Source organism: Pseudocitrobacter sp. CD920760 (assembly GCF_057782505.1).
The window spans coordinates 2,862,593-2,879,777 of the sequence record NZ_CM173490.1 but is presented as its reverse complement, the minus strand read 5'-3'; the positions used below and the strand labels follow the sequence as shown (position 1 = coordinate 2,879,777).

16 protein-coding genes are annotated in these 17,185 nt (G+C 54.8%); 2 read left to right on the top strand and 14 right to left on the bottom strand.

All coding sequences use genetic code 11. The features are described 5' to 3' along the window. Positions 1 to 3 precede the first annotated feature (3 nt). From rsxG to blr, 9 genes are all read right to left on the bottom strand, one after another. Positions 4 to 624, bottom strand: coding sequence for an electron transport complex subunit RsxG (rsxG, locus tag AC1MKH_RS13440; RefSeq protein ID WP_276220126.1), 621 nt, complete (start codon positions 622 to 624; stop codon positions 4 to 6). A 9-nt stretch (positions 625 to 633) separates the two neighbouring features. Further along, positions 634 to 1,686 (bottom strand): electron transport complex subunit RsxD, encoded by a 1,053-nt coding sequence (gene rsxD / locus AC1MKH_RS13435; RefSeq protein WP_276220071.1) that lies wholly within the window; start codon positions 1,684 to 1,686, stop codon positions 634 to 636. After that, the gene (gene rsxC, locus AC1MKH_RS13430; protein ID WP_276220072.1) at positions 1,687 to 3,810 is read right to left on the bottom strand and encodes an electron transport complex subunit RsxC; all 2,124 of its coding nucleotides are present in this window, start codon (positions 3,808 to 3,810) and stop codon (positions 1,687 to 1,689) included. It abuts the gene before it with no gap. Then, complete coding sequence (gene rsxB, locus AC1MKH_RS13425; protein WP_015964280.1) at positions 3,803 to 4,378, bottom strand: electron transport complex subunit RsxB; 576 nt, start codon at positions 4,376 to 4,378, stop codon at positions 3,803 to 3,805. The genes rsxC and rsxB overlap by 8 nt, the downstream gene beginning before the upstream one ends. Beyond that, on the bottom strand, positions 4,378 to 4,959 hold the full coding sequence (gene rsxA / locus AC1MKH_RS13420; RefSeq protein ID WP_015964281.1) for an electron transport complex subunit RsxA: 582 nt from the start codon (positions 4,957 to 4,959) through the stop codon (positions 4,378 to 4,380). The genes rsxB and rsxA overlap by 1 nt, the downstream gene beginning before the upstream one ends. Positions 4,960 to 5,036: 77 nt before the next feature. Then, positions 5,037 to 5,477: a DUF2569 domain-containing protein gene (locus tag AC1MKH_RS13415; RefSeq protein WP_276220073.1), complete on the bottom strand. Its 441-nt coding sequence runs from the start codon at positions 5,475 to 5,477 to the stop codon at positions 5,037 to 5,039. Positions 5,478 to 5,553: 76 nt separating this feature from the next. After that, on the bottom strand, positions 5,554 to 5,769 hold the full coding sequence (gene ydgT / locus AC1MKH_RS13410) for a transcription modulator YdgT (protein ID WP_015964283.1): 216 nt from the start codon (positions 5,767 to 5,769) through the stop codon (positions 5,554 to 5,556). 281 nt (positions 5,770 to 6,050) lie between these two features. Beyond that, a complete protein-coding gene (locus AC1MKH_RS13405; protein ID WP_276220074.1) occupies positions 6,051 to 7,451 on the bottom strand; it encodes a GH1 family beta-glucosidase in 1,401 nt (466 codons plus the stop codon). A 116-nt stretch (positions 7,452 to 7,567) separates the two neighbouring features. Then, complete coding sequence (gene blr, locus AC1MKH_RS13400) at positions 7,568 to 7,705, bottom strand: division septum protein Blr (RefSeq protein ID WP_015964285.1); 138 nt, start codon at positions 7,703 to 7,705, stop codon at positions 7,568 to 7,570. Between the two features lie 251 nt (positions 7,706 to 7,956). On the opposite strand from blr, the gene AC1MKH_RS13395 reads away from it, so the two are divergent. Next, complete coding sequence (locus AC1MKH_RS13395; RefSeq protein WP_276220075.1) at positions 7,957 to 8,997, top strand: oxidoreductase; 1,041 nt, start codon at positions 7,957 to 7,959, stop codon at positions 8,995 to 8,997. Positions 8,998 to 9,046: 49 nt separating this feature from the next. Here AC1MKH_RS13395 and add read toward each other — a convergent pair whose 3' ends face one another. From add to malX, 3 genes are all read right to left on the bottom strand, one after another. Next, positions 9,047 to 10,048 carry an adenosine deaminase gene (gene add, locus AC1MKH_RS13390; protein WP_276220076.1) on the bottom strand — a complete coding sequence of 334 codons (1,002 nt, stop codon included), beginning with the start codon at positions 10,046 to 10,048 and terminating at the stop codon, positions 9,047 to 9,049. 97 nt (positions 10,049 to 10,145) lie between these two features. Then, positions 10,146 to 11,318 (bottom strand): MalY/PatB family protein, encoded by a 1,173-nt coding sequence (locus AC1MKH_RS13385; RefSeq protein WP_276220077.1) that lies wholly within the window; start codon positions 11,316 to 11,318, stop codon positions 10,146 to 10,148. A gap of 66 nt (positions 11,319 to 11,384) precedes the next feature. Beyond that, positions 11,385 to 12,977 (bottom strand): maltose/glucose-specific PTS transporter subunit IIBC, encoded by a 1,593-nt coding sequence (gene malX, locus AC1MKH_RS13380; RefSeq protein WP_149462606.1) that lies wholly within the window; start codon positions 12,975 to 12,977, stop codon positions 11,385 to 11,387. 172 nt (positions 12,978 to 13,149) lie between these two features. Between malX and AC1MKH_RS13375 the strand changes: the two genes are divergently transcribed. Next, positions 13,150 to 14,178 carry a Mal regulon transcriptional regulator MalI gene (locus tag AC1MKH_RS13375; RefSeq protein WP_276220078.1) on the top strand — a complete coding sequence of 343 codons (1,029 nt, stop codon included), beginning with the start codon at positions 13,150 to 13,152 and terminating at the stop codon, positions 14,176 to 14,178. Positions 14,179 to 14,305: 127 nt separating this feature from the next. Here the strand turns inward: AC1MKH_RS13375 and AC1MKH_RS13370 are convergent, their stop codons facing one another. Both AC1MKH_RS13370 and manA read right to left on the bottom strand, forming a co-directional pair. Continuing rightward, on the bottom strand, positions 14,306 to 15,841 hold the full coding sequence (locus AC1MKH_RS13370) for a YdgA family protein (protein WP_276220079.1): 1,536 nt from the start codon (positions 15,839 to 15,841) through the stop codon (positions 14,306 to 14,308). Between the two features lie 99 nt (positions 15,842 to 15,940). Continuing rightward, complete coding sequence (manA, locus tag AC1MKH_RS13365) at positions 15,941 to 17,119, bottom strand: mannose-6-phosphate isomerase (RefSeq protein ID WP_276220080.1); 1,179 nt, start codon at positions 17,117 to 17,119, stop codon at positions 15,941 to 15,943. Positions 17,120 to 17,185 lie beyond the last annotated feature (66 nt).

The following is a 17,185-nucleotide window of genomic DNA, read 5'->3' as shown; positions in this document are numbered from 1 at the left end:
GGTTTACTCTCCACAGGCCTGCAGGTTAGAAAGTTGATTCGGTAACGTTTGAGCGTACAGCCCGGCGCGTTTTACCGCATTGACTACGGCGCGAGGGGTAATGGTCGCGCCGGTAAACTGATCAAACTGGCCGCCATCTTTTTTCACCGCCCACGTTGCGTCGCTCTCGCTGGCGATGGTTTTCCCGGCGAAGTGGGTGATCCAGTCGGAAATTCGTAGTTCAATTTTATCGCCCAGCCCCGGTGTTTCGTGATGTTCAGTCACTCGGCTGCCCAACACGGTACCGCTGAAATCGGCGCCGACCAAAAGCTGAATGGCGCCAGAGTAGCCATCCGGCGCGGTCGCTTCCATCACGGCGGCAACCGCCTGCTCGCCCTGACGAGCGATATAGACCTTATGCGTGCCTTTCCCCAGCTCTGGCGCGGTAACCAGATAGCAGCTTTGCAGCAAATCGTTATTATAGCGGTCCGCCGGGATCACCTGTTGAAACAGCGCGTTCTGCTGTTTAGCCGCCTGATCGGCGATGGTATTTTTGGTCAACTGGTCGATAGCCGCCGTCAGGCCAGTAGAGCCTGCGGCAAACAGTGCCAGGGTTACCCCATGTTTACGCATCGTTTTTAACATCATTAATCCTCAGCGATGGCCGTAAACGCGCGGGCGCGTATAGTAGTCAATCAACGGTACGGTAATGTTCGCCAGCAATACGGCAAAAGCAACGCCATCCGGGTAACCCCCGAAGCTGCGAATCAACCACACCAGCAGGCCTGCCAGCGCGCCGAAAATCAGGCGTCCACGGTTGGTCGTAGAGGCGGTCACCGGGTCGGTCAGAATGAAGAATGCACCCAGCATGGTCGCGCCAGACAGCAGATGCATTTGCGGCGAGGCGACATTTTCCGGGTTAAACAGCCAGCCAAGCGTCGCGCAGACGGCGAGGCTCAACAGGAAGCTCACCGGGATATGCCAGCGAATGGCACCTTTCCACAGTAAAAACAGCCCGCCTGCCAGATATGCCAGGTTTACCCACTGCCAGCCAATGCCCGCCAGCGCGCCGTGATAAATGGACGATTGCATGATGCTGTCTGGCGAATGACCCGCGTGACGCGACGTTTTGAAGGTATCCAGCGGCGTGGCCTGGCTGATGCCATCAATGCCCATTTTCAGCGCGTTCATGTCCTGACCCGCAGCCGTATGGCCGGTGAAAATCACCTGTAATGCGTCGATAAAACCGGGTGTGTTGGCGGCAATTTCATGCGGCGGCAGCCAGGAGGTCATCTGCACCGGGAAGGAGATCAGCAGCACAACATAGCCAATCATTGCCGGGTTAAACGGGTTCTGCCCTAAGCCGCCATACAGTTGTTTAGCGATGATCACCGCAAAGGCTGTGCCCAGGACCACCATCCACCACGGGGCGAAAGGCGGGATACTGATGGCCAGCAGAATGCCGGTCAGCCAGGCCGAGTTATCCGCAAGCGTCGCGGCAATAGACTGCTTACGCAGACGCAATATGAACGATTCCGTTGCCCAGGCCGTCAGCGAGGCCAGCAGAAGCTGAATCAGGGTTCCCCAGCCGAAAAACCAGCTTTGCACCGCAATGCCGGGCAGGGCGGCCAAAATCACCAGCATCATGATACGCGATGTCTGGCGTTGGTTATGGGTATAAGGGGAACTCGCTATCTTGAAAACCATTTATTCCTCGTTTACAGCTTGCGCGGCTTTTTTCGCCTGAACGCGGGCAATCGCTGCCGCAACGGCCGCTTTGCGCGGATCATCATTGGCAGCCGACTCATTTGCGGCCTGTTGTTCGGCTTTACGCGCTTTGGCCCGTGCGATGGCGGCTTCAACGGCGGCTTTACGCGGATCCACCGTTTCCACTGTCGCAGCGGGTTCACTGGCCGCTTGCTGTTCCGCTTTACGCGCTTTGGCCCGTGCGATGGCGGCTTCAACGGCGGCTTTACGCGGATCCACCGTTTCCACTGTCGCAGCGGGTTCACTGGCCGCTTGCTGTTCCGCTTTACGCGCTTTGGCCCGTGCAATAGCGGCTTCAACGGCCGCTTTACGCGGATCAACCGTTTCTGTTAGCGCAACGGGTTCACTGACCGCTTGCTGCTCCGCTTTACGCGCCTTAGCGCGTGCGATGGCAGCTTCGACGGCCGCTTTACGCGGGTCTACCGCATCGCTTGGTTGTTTTTCTGCCTGGGCAGCACGGGCTTTCGCCTTACGTGCTTCGCGGGCTGCAATCACGGCGCTGTTATCCGGCAGTGCACCTGCTTTGATGATGACCGGCTGCGTGGCCTGCTGCTGCTTCTCTTTCACGCGCGCCAGAGCGGCATTAATCGCATCCTGATCTTTCGCCGCTGGCTGTACGGCTGCTTTTTTATGACGTTCAGCGCGCGCCAGTTTTTCACGCTCAAGACGATTCTGACGTGCTTCAAAGCGGGCTTTCGCTTCTGCGGCACGCTGCTCTTCAAGACGAATTGCTGAGATTTCTGCTTTTTCCTGACGGAAGTACTGCACCAGAGGAATGCTGCTTGGGCAGACCCACGCGCAGGCGCCGCACTCGATGCAATCAGAGATATTATGCGCAGTCGCTTTATCGTGTTGCTGGCCTTTGCTGAACCAGTAAAGCTGCTGCGGCAGAAGATCGGCCGGGCAGGCATCTGCACAGGCGCTACAGCGAATGCAGCCTTTTTCTTCTTCGGGCTCGCCCATTTCCGATGGCGATGGTGCCAGCAGACAGTTGGTGATTTTGACCACCGGGACATCCAGCCACGGCAGGGTAAAGCCCATCAACGGGCCGCCCATAATCACAAGCTGTTCAGCGGAGGGGCAGAAACCCGCGTCTTCAAGCAGATGACTGACCGGCGTGCCCAGACGCGCCCAAACGTTACCCGGGCGGCTCACGGATTCACCGGTTAAGGTCACCACGCGTTCGGTTAATGGTTCACCGTCAATCACCGCGCGTTTCACTGCAAACGCGGTACCGACGTTTTGCATCAGTACGCCGATATCGGATGAGCGGCCGCCGTGCGGAACCTGCTTGCCGGTGAGAATTTGCGTCAATTGCTTCGCGCCACCGGACGGATATTTGGTGGGAATGACCCGCAGGCTGATATCATGTGCGCCCGCCAGCACCGCTCGCAGCATTGATATGGCCTGCGGTTTGTTATCTTCAATGCCAATAAGAATCTGCTGCGGTTGCAGGATATGACCCAGGATACGAATACCTTCGATAACCTGCGCCGCACAATCCTGCATCAGCCGGTCATCCGCCGTGATATACGGCTCGCACTCCGCCGCATTGATAATCAGCATGGTGATTTTATCGCCGCCGCCGCGCAGTTTTGTGCCGGTCGGGAAACCCGCGCCGCCAAGGCCCGCGACGCCGAACTGATGAATTCGCTCAATCAATTCTTCACGCGAACGATTCTGGTACTCGTGCCAGCCGTCGCGTGAAACCCACTGATCTTCGCCATCGGCATCAATGATGACGCTCATTTCCGGCAAGGCGGAAGGGTGTGCCGTGGCGTGCGGCTCAATGGCAACGACGGTTCCGGAGGTTGGCGCGTGTACGGGCAGCATTCGCCCCCAGCCGCGCGTCAACGGCTGACCACGCAGCACGCGATCGCCGGGCTTCACGCACAGCTCGCCTTCAGCACCAATATGTTGCTTCAGAGGAATGACGAAACGCTGCGCAAGGGGGACCTGGCGCAGCGGCGTGCCATTAGACTGAGTTTTCATTTCCGGTGGGTGAATCCCCCCATCGAAATCCCAGATTTTCTCTTTTCTGAACGCGGAAAATAACTTAAGCATGTTGTTCCACAGGAATATTACGTACCGGGATACTTTGCAGGTCCCATTTCCAGCTGTCGGTTGTGGTGGCGACCGGGCGCAGTTCAATACACTGGGTCGGGCAGGGCGCAACGCAGAGATTGCAGCCGGTGCAGAGGTCGCTCATTACCGTGTGCATTGCGCGGGTCGCGCCGACAATGGCGTCCACCGGGCACGCCTGAATGCACTTGGTACAACCGATACAGTTGTTTTCGTCGATCACGGCCAGCATCCGCGCCGGTTCCTGAACGGCGGTATCGCCGTCGACAGGTTGCGGATCGACGTTAAGTAATTCGGCAATTTTCAACATTACCGCTTCGCCGCCGGGGGCGCAGCAGTTGATTTTTTCACCGTTGCTTACCGCTTCGGCATAGGGACGACAGCCCGGATAGCCGCACTGCCCGCACTGGCTTTGCGGTAAGAGTTCATCAATTTTTTCAACAACGGGGTCATCTTCCACCGCGAAACGGCGTGAGGCGTATCCCAGTATGACGCCGAAAATCAGCCCTAAAACGCTGATAGCGGCGACGGCAATCCAGAAGGTCATCATTACAACTTCACCAACCCGCTAAAGCCCATAAACGCCAGCGACATTAACCCTGCGGTAATCAGCGCAATGGCGTTACCGCGAAACGGCGCAGGCACATTCGACACCACCAGACGTTCGCGAATAGAGGCAAACAGTACCATCACCAGCGAGAAACCGACGGCGGCGGAGAAGCCATACAGCGCCGACTGTAAAAAGTTATGTCCGAGGTTAATGTTGAGCAGCGCCACGCCGAGCACTGCGCAGTTGGTGGTGATCAGCGGTAAGAAGATGCCCAGCAGACGATAAAGCGCCGGGCTGGTTTTACGCACCACCATTTCGGTGAATTGCACCACAACGGCAATCACCAGAATAAAGGCCAGCGTGCGCAAATAAATCAGATTAAGCGGAATCAGTATCCAGGTATCAATCAGCCACGCGCAAATGGACGCCAGCGTCATCACGAAGGTGGTCGCAAGCCCCATGCCCATTGCTGTTTCCAGTTTTTTGGACACGCCCATAAACGGGCACAGCCCGAGGAACTTCACCAGGACGAAGTTATTTACCAGTACGGTACCGATAAAGAGCAATAAATAGTCAGTCATCATTCGACCTGTAACAAAAAAAGCCGCCTATTATCGACGAAAGTGCGTCCATCGACAACTGGGCAAGAGTGTGGTTATTAAGGGTTCACAAACGTACGCTTCACGCGAGATGAGCGTTTGAGATAGGGCACAATCAGCGCCGCAGCGGCCAACGGCAGCAATAACTGGCGTAGCGCGATGACGTCGGACACCGGTGCGAATGCAAACGCCTTAAGCGCCAGCAATAATGAGACCAGTAACCAGATAATATAGTGCTTAGGCACATTTTTACGGCGCTTAAAGAAAGCAATGGTCAGCCACAGGGTGTAATACCACATGGCAATCACGAATGCTAAGGAAAGAACCCAAAGGGCCAGATGCGTGCTGCTTTGTGCTTTTAACAGGTTCAGGATCTGCGGATTAAGCAGGGCGTTAACGAACATCAGCAGTTGCAGGCTAATGCTAAGCAGGGCGACCAACAGCCACGCCAGCGGGCCGAGCAACCATCCACCAATTCGTTCTGCAGAATTTGACGACATTTCGTCTCCTGATTATCAGCGTCAGTTATAAATATGGCGGTGGAGTATAAGCAACTGACGCTGATGATAACAATAGTTACTGCACGTAATGCCAAACGGATTTTGGCACCTGGCCGATATCGAACAAACGACCGCCAGAAACCAGCTCCGCCCGACGGTGATCGGCAGCGCGATACATATTGATTAATTCATTGGTGTCGGAAAGCGAATAGTTAAGATGATCATAAAGTTTTTCGAGATTGTCCAGCGAGCTGACTTTACGGAATTTCAATAAATAATCCAGGACGGTCATTTGTAGGTATCCATTTTATAATGTTAAATCACGCAGGGCCTGAAGGGGGCGCAAAAGCACGGCACCACAATGGCGCATCACTCAGTTTGACAACAAGTTAGTTTATCGACACCCGTTTTCATTAAGAGTTCAGCCCGCAACGGGCATACTCTCTTCAGGACGCTGTAATTATTTGGGTTATAAATGACAAATTCAAGAACAGAAAATGGCGTTATTGATATATCGCAGGAAATGACGTTATCAGGAAAAGCGTTTGGGCGCCCCAGGGCGCCCAGAGCGGATTAGCGCACGTTGCCGTGGCTGTTGATCACTTCTTTATACCAGTAAAAGCTTTTCTTGCGCTTACGGGCAAGGTTTTGCTGATGATCGACATAAACAAAACCATACTGTTTTTTGTAACCGTTCAGCCAGCTTAGCAGGTCGATGAACGACCACGGATAATAACCGCGGACATCTGCACCTAACGCAATCGCTTTTTCCAGCGCATCAATATGCATAGCTAAATAATCGATGCGCGGTTGGTCAACGATGTCACCGTTAACAATCGGATCTTTGGCACCGAGGCCGTTTTCCGTGATGTAGATGGGGATATCGCCATAGCGTTGTTTGATAGCCATAATGCCGTCGGTCAGCCCTTGCGGCCAAATCTCCCAGTCCCAATCCGTATAAACGCCGTTGGGGTTACGGACAAATTTAAACAAACCTTTAAAGCCAAATTCGCCGCCGCTATTTTTTTCGCCACTATGATTGGACTGCGTTAGCGTCTCGCCCGGATTGGCCGTCACGGTTTCGCGACGGTAGTAGTTCAGGCCGATAAAATCGCAGCGATAATTACGTAATAATTCATCATCACCGGGCACAAAGCGCGGCACGCCCCACAGGGCTTGCGTTTGGGCAAGAAGTTCAGCCGGATAGGTGCCTTTCAGCACCGGATCGTAAAGCCAGTGGGTGTGAATAGCGTCAGCCAGTTCGCTTGCGGCGGTATCGTCCGGCGAATCAGTGAGCGGCGTATGCGGTTGCAGTACGTTAACAAAGCCAATCTGGCCCTCGATGTTCATTTCACGGAAGGCTTTTACTGCCATGGCATGAGCGATAAAGACCTGGTGGCAAGCCTGAATCGCCCGGGCCGGGTCTTTCACCGACGGCGGATGGCTACCGGTAATATAGCCGTGACCGATAAAGACGATGGTTTCGTTAAACGTCGCCCAAAGTTTGACCCGTGAACCGAAGCGGGCGTAGCACAGACGAGCGTACTCTTCGAAGGCTTCCGCCGTTGAACGGACTTCCCAGCCGCCTTCATCCTGCAACGCCTGGGGTAAATCCCAGTGATAAAGCGTAATCATCGGCACAATATTGTGCGCCAGCAGGGCATCAATCAAATCGCTGTAAAATTTAACCCCGGCTTCATTAACTTCGCCACGACCATTCGGTAATAAACGCGGCCAGGAGATGGAAAAACGGTAGCTTTGCAGGCCCATTTCCGCCATCAGTGCGACATCTTCCTGCATACGGTGATAGTGGTCTACGGCGACATCGCCGTTGGTTCCTTGATAAGTCGTTCCGGGAAGGTGCGAAAAAACGTCCCAGATAGACAGCCCTTTGCCATCTTCATCGTGTGCGCCTTCGACCTGATAGGCTGCTGTTGCAGCACCCCAGAGGAAATCTTTTGGAAAAGCAGCCATGAAACTCTCCTTATCTGTGCAATAAGTTGAGTGTAAAGAGGGGGAAGAGGGTGTTGCAACCGGTTTCAGAAACCGGTTACACAGTTGCGATCGCCGTCACTGTTCAGCGAACAGACTTATTTCTTTTGTACCGCCGCAATCGGCTCTGGTGGTTGGTAGTTATCAATATGGTGCGCGATAACAAGAAGAAGAACCGAGACGCTAAGTACGCCCCAACCGATCAGTTCAACGATCCGTGTAAAGACAATAGACATAGTAATTAAGACAATTTCGACAAAATTAATGATACGGACGAAGATCTTACCTCGCCTGGCGCGCAACGCAAGTCCTCAGCCGAAACGATTCATGTCTTTCGCTCATTTTTCCGATAATTACCCGCTTCTGTACGCCATAATGTTATTAATCTGTTGTTCATCTCCGCAATATGTTGTGAAATAAGAAATCGATTACACGGCGACGGGTGCTTCACCGGGTCGGACAAAAACAGCACAGATAAGAGGCTATTATGAGTGACAGTATTCGTGTCGGATTAATTGGGTATGGTTATGCCAGCAAAACCTTTCATGCGCCGCTTATCAGCGGAACGCCAGGGATGGAGCTGGCCGTGGTGTCCAGTAGCGACGCCGACAAAGTTAAAGCCGACTGGCCCAATGTCAGCGTGGTCTCTGAACCTAAACACATTTTCGCCGATCCCACTATCGACCTGGTGGTGATTCCTACGCCGAACGATACCCACTTCCCGCTGGCGAAAGCCGCGCTGGAGGCGGGTAAACACGTGGTGGTTGATAAACCCTTTACCGTGACACTGTCACAAGCGCGAGAGCTGGATGCGCTGGCAAAAAGCCAGGGTAAATTGCTGTCAGTGTTCCATAACCGCCGCTGGGACAGCGATTTCTTAACCGTGAAGTCGCTGATTAACGAAGGCCGACTGGGCGAGGTGGCTTATTTTGAATCGCACTTCGACCGCTATCGCCCGCAGGTGCGTAACCGCTGGCGCGAGCTGGCAGGGCCTGGCAGCGGCATCTGGTACGATTTAGGCCCGCATCTGCTGGACCAGGCAGTAAATCTATTTGGTCTGCCGGTCAGTTTGTCCGTCGATCTCGCGCAGCTGCGTCCTGGCGCGCAGGCGACGGATTACTTCCATGCGGTGCTGGTGTATCCGCAACGCCGTGTGGTGCTGCACGGCACGTTGTTGGCTGCTGCTGAAACGGCGCGTTATATCGTGCACGGTTCGCGTGCCAGCTACGTGAAGTATGGCCTCGACCCGCAGGAAGAGCGCCTGAAGAACGGTGAACGTCTGCCGCAGGAAGACTGGGGTTACGACATGCGCGATGGCGTGCTGACGCGGGTAGACGGTGAAGATCGTGTTGAAGAGACGCTGCTCACCACGCCGGGCAACTATCCGGCTTACTACGCGGCGATCCGTGATGCGTTAAACGGTGCGGGTGAGAATCCGGTTCCGGCAAGCCAGGCCATTCAGATTATGGAATTGATTGAGCTGGGGATTGAATCCGCGAAACATCGCGCGGTGCTTTCTCTGACCTGATGAAGATAATGAAGAACGGGCGCGCAGCACACGCTGTGCGCCCGTTTTTTTATGCGCCTTGTACGCGTGCGCGCAGCGCGGATTTTTCAGCTTCCGACAGGAAAGCAATTTCAAGCCCGTTGATTTGCGCCTGACGAATTTGCGCAGGCGTCAGCCCGGCTGCCGGTGCGGCAACGCGATATTCGTGTTGAATATCGATACCCTGAACCGCCGGGTCATCGGTGTTGATGCTCGCCAGCACGCCATGTTCCAGGAAGATTTTCAGCGGATGCTGGGCCAGCGATGGCACGGTGCTGGTCTGGATGTTCGATGTCAGGCAGGATTCCACGCCGATACGCTGTTTCGCCAGGAATTCCATCAGCGCCGCGTCTTCAACGGCTTTGACGCCGTGACCGATACGTTCCGCACCCAGTTCGCGAATCGCCTGCCAGATGCTTTCCGGGCCAGCGGCTTCGCCCGCGTGCACGGTAATGCGCAGCCCTGCATCGCGTGCACGGTTGAAGTGGCTAAGGAACAGGCTCCCCGGAAAACCAAGCTCGTCACCCGCCAGATCCAGCGCAGTAATGCCGTCGCGATGCGCCAGCAGGGCATCCAGTTCGCGCAGGCAGGCGGTTTCGCCAAAGGTACGGCTCATGATGCCAATTAAACGCGCCTCGACGTTGAAATCGCGGCAGCCTTCACGCACACCGGCGATTACGGCCTCTACCACACCCTCAACCTGAAGCTGGTGAGTCATCGCCATATAGCCCGGTGAAAAACGCAGTTCAACATAGTGCAGACCGTTCCGGGCGGCATCTTCGATGTTCTCGTACGCCACGCGGCGACAGGCATCGAGGTTGGCAAGTACTTTGACGCCCCAGTCGAGTTTGCTTAGAAAGCTCACCAGGTCAGGTTCATTACTGGTGACCTGCACATGCGGAATTAATGCCTCAAGGCTGGACGCAGGAAGGGTTAAATTGTGCTGACGGCCAAGATCGAGAATAGTTTGGGCGCGAATATTGCCATCAAGATGGCGATGAATGTCAGTGAGGGGGAGCGTAGTATCAATCATGGTCGCACTCTTTATTAGATTAAGTGCGCGCTATTATAAAAACATTTCACTGCAAAAAGCTATTTGCGCAACAAAAAATTATCGTTGCGCAAAATCGTTAGCGTAACGTATTGATGGCCGCGATCAAACGCTCGACACCTTGTTCTAATTTAGAACGAGGGCAGCCCGCGTTCAGGCGAATAAAGCCGTTGCCTTCCTCGCCATAGGTATAACCCGGCATGATCGCCACTTTTTGCTGTTTGATCAGCACATCCTGTAGCGCGTTGTCGTCAATGTTTAATGGACGCAAATCGACCCATGCCAGATACGTAGACTCGGGCATCGCCCAGTTCAGCTCCGGAAATGCGGTATTCAGCGTCTGCGCGATGTAACGCATATTATCCTGTAAATAGCTGCGCAGAGCATCCAGCCACGGCTCGCCTTCGCGGTAAGCCGCGATGTGCGCCACCAGTGCCGGTACCGATGGGGAAGAGAGGCCGTCGCGGCTTTTCAGCGCAAACAGGTAATCGTTGCGCGCGGTTTCGTCGGCTATCAACCCATAGGCCCCGGTAAAGGCCGGAATATTGAAGCTTTTTGAACCCGATGTGAACAGCGCCCATGGGCTGCGCGCCACGTCGCACCACGGAGTATGCTGGTGGTTGCCCCACACCATATCCATGTGAATTTCATCGCTGATGACCCGCACACCATGTTTCTCACACAGTTCAGCCATCGTGTTCAGCTCATCGCGCGTCCACACTTTCCCGGTGGGGTTATGCGGGCTGCACAACAGCAGAATTTTGTTTTGCGGCTGTGCCAGGGCTGCTTCCAGCTTCACCATATCGTAGAACCACTGGTTATCGACTTTCTCCAGCGGCACGCCGACAATCGTGCGCTGATTGCCGGTAATGGTTTTGAAGAAGGCATCATACGCGGGCGTATGCACCACAATCCCGTCACCGGGCGCGGACCACTGGCGAATCATCTCTGCCACCATATAGATGACGGATGGCCCGTAAACAATGCTCTCCCGGTCGATCACGCTATGAAAACGGCGGGCGAACCAGTGCACGATGGCGGGTGGAAACTCATCGTTTTTCCAGCGGCTGTAGCCGAAGACGCCGTGCGCCAGGCGTTTGGTCAGCGCATCGAGAATACAGGGAGCGGTGGCGAAATCCATATCGGAGATGGTAAACGGAAGGAGGTCGGCGTCACCAAAACGGTCGGCAACATAATCCCACTGGGTACACCATGTGCCATGCCGGTCTATCACCGTTGAGAAGTCAAACATGTGAAATCCTTAACTGTTAGCGAGGACGCTATTTTGCCCCTGCGAGCGGCAGGGGCAAAGGGCGTTTTATGCCTGAACGGTATTCATCAGCACCGCAATCTCATCTTTCACGGATTGCACCTGCGGCCCAATCACCACTTGCAGGTTATGCTGGTTAAGCTGTACGACACCAATCGCGCGATTCGCTTTCAGCGCTTCAACGTCGACTTTTGACATATCCTCGACGGACAAACGCAGGCGGGTGATGCAGTTATCAAGAGAGACAATGTTTTCAGACCCACCGAGTGCCGCCAGGATAGCTGGGGTGTTGTAACCGGATTTACCGATAGTCCCGGTGACCGCTTTTTCGACGGCGCTGCTGCTTTCAATATCACGCCCCGGCGTTTTGATGTTAAAGCGGGTAATGGCGAAGCGGAAAATCGCGTAATAGGCGACGAACCACACCGCAGCCACCACCGGCACCATATACCATTTGGTGGAGAGGCCGTGCAGAATACCGAAGACCACGAAGTCGATAACGTTGCCGTCAGTGTTGCCAATGGTGACGCCAAGAATCGCCATCATGGTGAAGCCAAGGCCAGTCAGCAGCGCGTGGATAACGTACAACACAGGAGCCACGAACAGGAACAGGAATTCCAGCGGTTCAGTGGTGCCGCCCACGACGCAGGCAATGACGCCAGAAATCAGCAGGCCTTTAATTTTGTGACGGTTTTCCGGGCGAGCGCAGTGGTACATCGCCAGTGCCGCGCCCGGCAGGCCGCCGAGGAAGGCAGGCATTTTACCCTGCGACAGGAAGCGAGTGGCGCTTTCGGAGAAGCCGTGGGTATCCGGGCAGCTTAACTGTGCCTGGAAGATGGTCAATGCACCGCTGACAGAATGACCGCAGACATCCATCGTGCCGCCAGCTTCGGTAAAGCGAATCAGCGCGACCAGAATGTGGTGCAGACCAAACGGCAGCAGCAGACGTTCACCGGTACCAAAGATCATTGGGCCAAAGTCGCCCGCACTGTTGATAACATGACCCAGCGCATTGATGCCCATCGCAAATACCGGCCAAATCAAGGGGATCACCAGGCCAACCAGACCCAGAACGACGGTGGTGATAATCGGAACAAAGCGGGTGCCGCCAAAGAACGCCAGCGCATCCGGCAGGCGGATGGTGTGGAAACGTTCATGCAGCAGCCAGACGATGATCCCGGCGATCACCGCGCCAAGAATACCGGTGTCGATAGACTGAATACCGAGGATATTCTGGATGTTATTGGCTTTCAGAACCGCGGCATCGGTGGTCGGCAGGATACCTTTAGCCGTCAGCCAGAAGTTGACCGCCAGGTTCATGACCGCGTAACCGACAAAACCGGCGAAGGCCGCAACACCTTTGTTTTCACGCGCCAGCCCCAGCGGGATGGCGATACAGAACATCACCGGCAGGAAGCTAAACGCGAAAGAACCGACTTTGCTCATCCAGATAAAGAGCGCCTGCAGGAACGGGGTGTCGAGCCACGGCAGGAGCGTGAGAACGTCATGGCTGCTTAGGGAGCTGCCGATCCCCAGCATGATCCCACAGAAAGACAGCAGGGCGACAGGAAGCATGAATGTCTTGCCAAGCTGTTGAAAGAACTCCCACAATGTGACTTTTTGTGCTGCTCTGGTCGTCATCGAACGACTCCTTGTACAAAAAATGGGTTGAAGATGTTGTGGAGCGCAAGATAAAACGTTTTACCCAATTTTAGTGCGAGTGAAATCACATAATGAAATGATGATAACGTTTATAAAGTATCTTATTAGGTAAAACGTTTTATCGATCACTTAAAAGGAATCGCCAGTCCTTATGGCAATTGCAAAAAAAGTCACGATCAATGATGTCGCTCTGGCCGCTGGCGTATCGGTGAGTACGGTCTCACTGGTACTCAGCGGGAAAGGGCGGATCTCCAGCGCGACCGGTGAGCGGGTATATCAGGCCATCGACCAGTTGGGCTTTGTGCGTAATCGTCAGGCGGTGTCTCTGCGCGGCGGGCAAACCGGCGTCATTGGGCTGATTGTCGGCTCACTGTCGTCACCGTTTTATGCGGAGCTGACCGCCGGGCTGACGGCGTCGCTGGAGTCGCAGGGCAAAATGGTTTTTCTGACCCAAAGCGGGCGCAAGGGGGAGAACATGCTGGCGCGTTTTGATGCGCTGGTGGCGCAAGGCGTGGATGGCGTGGTAATTGCCGGAGCGGTGGATCAAGCCAGCGAGCTGCGCGAGAAAGCGGAGGCGTCGAATATTCCGCTGGTGTTCGCTTCTCGTGCGAGTTATCTCGATGAGGTGGATTTAATTCGCCCCGATAACATGCAGGCGGCGCAGGTGGTGACCGAAGATCTCATTCGCCGTGGGCACCAGCGTATTGCCTGGCTGGGTGGGCAGAGCGCGTCGTTAACGCGTGCTGAACGGGTTGGCGGCTATTGCTCAACGCTGATTAAGTACGGCCTGCCGTTTCACAGTGAATGGGTTGTTGAGTGCGAATCCAGCCAGAAGCAGGCGGCTGAAGCCATCACGTCGTTATTGCGCCATAACCCGACCATCACTGCGGTGCTGTGCTACAACAATGTGATCGCCATGGGGGCCTGGTTCGGCCTGATGCGCGGCGGGCGACAAAGCGGAGAAGGCAGCGTCGAGAGCTATTTTGACCAGCGCGTCACGCTGGCGGCGTTTGCCGAAGTGCCGGAAAGTGCATTAGATGACGTACCGTTAACCTGGGTCACAACCCCGGCGCGTGAGATGGGCGAAAGCGTAGCCGAGCGAATTTTACAGCGCATTGAAACCGGGCAGACGTCAACCCGCAATGTGATTATGCCGCCAAGGCTGGTGGCAAGAAAATAGTGCGAAAATGCCTGATGCGCTACGCTTATCAGGCCTACAGGGTTTCTGCAATATATTGAATTTGCACTGTTTTGTAGGCCGGATAAGGCGTTTACGCCGCATCCGGCAAGAACAAAGTGCACGTTGTTTACTGTGCCGGAGCCGGTTCGCTCGGCGTGACTGGCGGCTGCGGTTCACTCTCCTGAATGGCTGGCGCCTGCAAACCAAACATTCCCGCAAAGTCTTCCAGCGGCATTTTATTGCCGTTCAGCGTCACCTGGCCGTTAGCGTACTGCAGGCTGGAGGTCACCTGGTTGTCATCCGTGGTGGTCAGACGGAACATCTGGCCCATCGCGGCGAAGCCTTTAACCTGCTGGCTGGCCAGTTTCTGGGCCTCTTCCTGCTGATACCCTTCCAGTTTCGCAATCTGGGTCATAAATTCGGTCGCCATATCCATCGGGATAACCAGCTTACCGTCGATTGATTTCACCAGCGTGTCCACCTGCTGCGCCAGCGTTTGTACCGGCTGAGTGGCCTGCGCGGGATCTTTAAGCAGCAACGACAGATTCAGGGTGGTTTCGCCTTTGGCGTTTTTCCAGCTGAGCGGCGCGACGGTAATTGACGGATCGCCCTTCAGCAGTACCGGCAGCGCGCTAAAGAACGCTTCGGTAATTTTTTCCTGGTACAGTTCCGGGTTACTTTGCAGTTCCGGCTGAGCCAGCAGTGCCTGTGCCTGCGCATTATACTGCTGACTAAACTGGTGCCACGCCTGACCGTCAATATTGCCGACTTTCAGCGTCAGTTTGCCGCTACCCATATCCTGGCTTTGCAGCTTCAGGCTGTTAACGGCGTAATCGAGCTGGCTGTTCACTTTCTTGCCGTCAGCAGAAAGGTCGGATTTACCATCCAGCGTCATACCTTCCAGAACGGTCAGCTCTTTGCCTTCAACGGAGACCGCCACTTTATCCAGGCTGATTTTCTGGTTGCCGACGCGTTCGTCGAAGCTCGCCAGTTTGCTGCTGCCTTCGGTTTTGAGATTATTAAAGGTGAGCTGCACCTTCTGATTGTATTCATTGACCGCATTTACGAGGCCGCTTTCTGCTTCGCCGGTAAGCGACACGACGTTACCATCACGGTCTGCCGAGAGTTCAAAATCACCGCCGCTGAACGCCACTTTTTCAGCGTCTTTTTCATAGTTCAGCGGTTTGAGATTAATAGCTGAGTGGGTATCACCGCTATAACTGATACGGGTGTCTACCACAAACGGAGTTTCACCTTTGGCGATATCAAACAGCGGTTTGGTCACGTCATTGTTTACCAAAGTGGTATTCACCGAGGCCATAGACGGAACGAGATTAAATCGTTTTAACGCTGCCAGAGGGAACGGGCCGTGGTCAACATCTTCGTTAAACACGACACTCTGGCCCGGTTTGAGCAGGGCTTTATCTGCGCCGGCAATCGGCTTAACCACCATTTTCAGTTGGCTGCTAAAGATGCCGCGCTGGTAATCCTGATAGCTCAGCTCCAGGCCTGCTTCCGGTGCGGTACGTTTCAGTTGGTCATTGGCCTGCGCCACCATGTCCGCAAAACGACTTTCCAGCTGTTTCCCGGTGTACCAGGCACCACCTGTCCAGATAACCCCTAACGCAACAACAACCCCAACAGCGACCAGCGATTTTTTCATAGCATTTATCCATAAAATGAAACCGGGCGAAATCATATCGCCCGGTTATGTCATAAGGCTGTGTTTAAGATTAGCAAGCCCACGCTAAAACTTCAGTATTTACTTTAGCTTATTATAGACTCGCGCCAGTTTGCCGTTGCCGCTCACCTGAACCGGTGATTCTGCCGCGCTGATAAACGCGGATTCGCCTGGCTTCAGGGTGAGGGATTCTTCGCCTTTACTCAGGACAGCTTCACCTTCCAGGCAGAACAGGATCGCGGCGCTCTGCTGGGCGATAGCTGTCGGCTGTGCGCTGAGATCGTGCAACGAAAACGCGAAGTCGTCGACCGGAATTGGGAAGTCCAGTTCAGAACCGTTTTTCACCGGTTGGGTGAGCAGCTCCGCCGCCGGTTTAGCCTCAAACTTCACGTTTGCCACCAGTTCCGGAATATCAATGTATTTCGGCGTCAGCCCGGCGCGCAGCACGTTATCGGAGTTGGCCATCACTTCCAGTGCGGTACCCTGAAGGTAGGCGTGCGGCGTTTCAGCAAACAGGAACATCGCTTCGCCCGGCTTGAGTGTCACCACGTTCAGCAGCAGCGGTGAGAACAAGCCGCTGTCGTCCGGGTAAAATTCTGAAATGACGCGAATGGTCTGCCACGGCTCGCCTTGCTGGCTCTCCAGTGCGGAGCGCAAGATTGCCAGCGCGCGCGCTTTCTCTTCGCCCTGCATATTCAGCAGGCTGGCGAAAAGGGCGCTCAGACGCTCGCCGTTCGGCTGTTCGAGGAAATGGGCAATGGCGGTATGCGCCCCGGCAACGGGTTGCAGCAGTGAAACAATCTCGCTGAATTCGCGAAACGCGTTCATCGCCAGGAAAGGCGTCAGGGCAAAGACCAGCTCCGGCTTATGGTTCGGATCTTTATAGTTACGTTCAGCCGCGTCCATGGCGATACCCGCCGCGTTCTCTTTGGCAAAGCCAATTTCCGAGGCGCGTTTGTTTGGGTGTACCTGAATGGACAGCGGCTGCGCCGCGCACAGCACCTTAAACAAGAACGGCAGCTCGCCAAAACGGTCGGCGACCTCGCGGCCCAAAAGAGTGGCTTTGTCGGCGTCAATCACGTCGCGCAGTGAACGTACGGTTCCCTGGCTATCGGTAATTTTTGAGCTGCTCTTCGGATGCGCGCCCATCCAGAGTTCTGCCATGGGCAGATTGTCCGGGTTGGCGATGCCGTAGAGTTCCGTTAACGCACTTTTACTGCCCCAGGCATAGTTTTGCACTGAGTTGATGAGTTTTTGCATTATCAAGCCCTGTATCAATGTGGATTCTTTGGCGGTATTAAAGCAATAAATGCGCTATGGCGTCAC

Bases quoted from the DNA above. Each gene is read 5' to 3' on its own strand.
- rsxG (WP_276220126.1), bottom strand. From the start codon at position 624: ATGTTAAAAACGATGCGTAAACATGGGGTAACCCTGGCACTGTTTGCC.
- rsxD (WP_276220071.1), bottom strand. From the start codon at position 1,686: ATGGTTTTCAAGATAGCGAGTTCCCCTTATACCCATAACCAACGCCAG.
- rsxC (WP_276220072.1), bottom strand. From the start codon at position 3,810: ATGCTTAAGTTATTTTCCGCGTTCAGAAAAGAGAAAATCTGGGATTTC.
- rsxB (WP_015964280.1), bottom strand. From the start codon at position 4,378: ATGATGACCTTCTGGATTGCCGTCGCCGCTATCAGCGTTTTAGGGCTG.
- rsxA (WP_015964281.1), bottom strand. From the start codon at position 4,959: ATGACTGACTATTTATTGCTCTTTATCGGTACCGTACTGGTAAATAAC.
- AC1MKH_RS13415 (WP_276220073.1), bottom strand. From the start codon at position 5,477: ATGTCGTCAAATTCTGCAGAACGAATTGGTGGATGGTTGCTCGGCCCG.
- ydgT (WP_015964283.1), bottom strand. From the start codon at position 5,769: ATGACCGTCCTGGATTATTTATTGAAATTCCGTAAAGTCAGCTCGCTG.
- AC1MKH_RS13405 (WP_276220074.1), bottom strand. From the start codon at position 7,451: ATGGCTGCTTTTCCAAAAGATTTCCTCTGGGGTGCTGCAACAGCAGCC.
- blr (WP_015964285.1), bottom strand. From the start codon at position 7,705: ATGTCTATTGTCTTTACACGGATCGTTGAACTGATCGGTTGGGGCGTA.
- AC1MKH_RS13395 (WP_276220075.1), top strand. From the start codon at position 7,957: ATGAGTGACAGTATTCGTGTCGGATTAATTGGGTATGGTTATGCCAGC.
- add (WP_276220076.1), bottom strand. From the start codon at position 10,048: ATGATTGATACTACGCTCCCCCTCACTGACATTCATCGCCATCTTGAT.
- AC1MKH_RS13385 (WP_276220077.1), bottom strand. From the start codon at position 11,318: ATGTTTGACTTCTCAACGGTGATAGACCGGCATGGCACATGGTGTACC.
- malX (WP_149462606.1), bottom strand. From the start codon at position 12,977: ATGACGACCAGAGCAGCACAAAAAGTCACATTGTGGGAGTTCTTTCAA.
- AC1MKH_RS13375 (WP_276220078.1), top strand. From the start codon at position 13,150: ATGGCAATTGCAAAAAAAGTCACGATCAATGATGTCGCTCTGGCCGCT.
- AC1MKH_RS13370 (WP_276220079.1), bottom strand. From the start codon at position 15,841: ATGAAAAAATCGCTGGTCGCTGTTGGGGTTGTTGTTGCGTTAGGGGTT.
- manA (WP_276220080.1), bottom strand. From the start codon at position 17,119: ATGCAAAAACTCATCAACTCAGTGCAAAACTATGCCTGGGGCAGTAAA.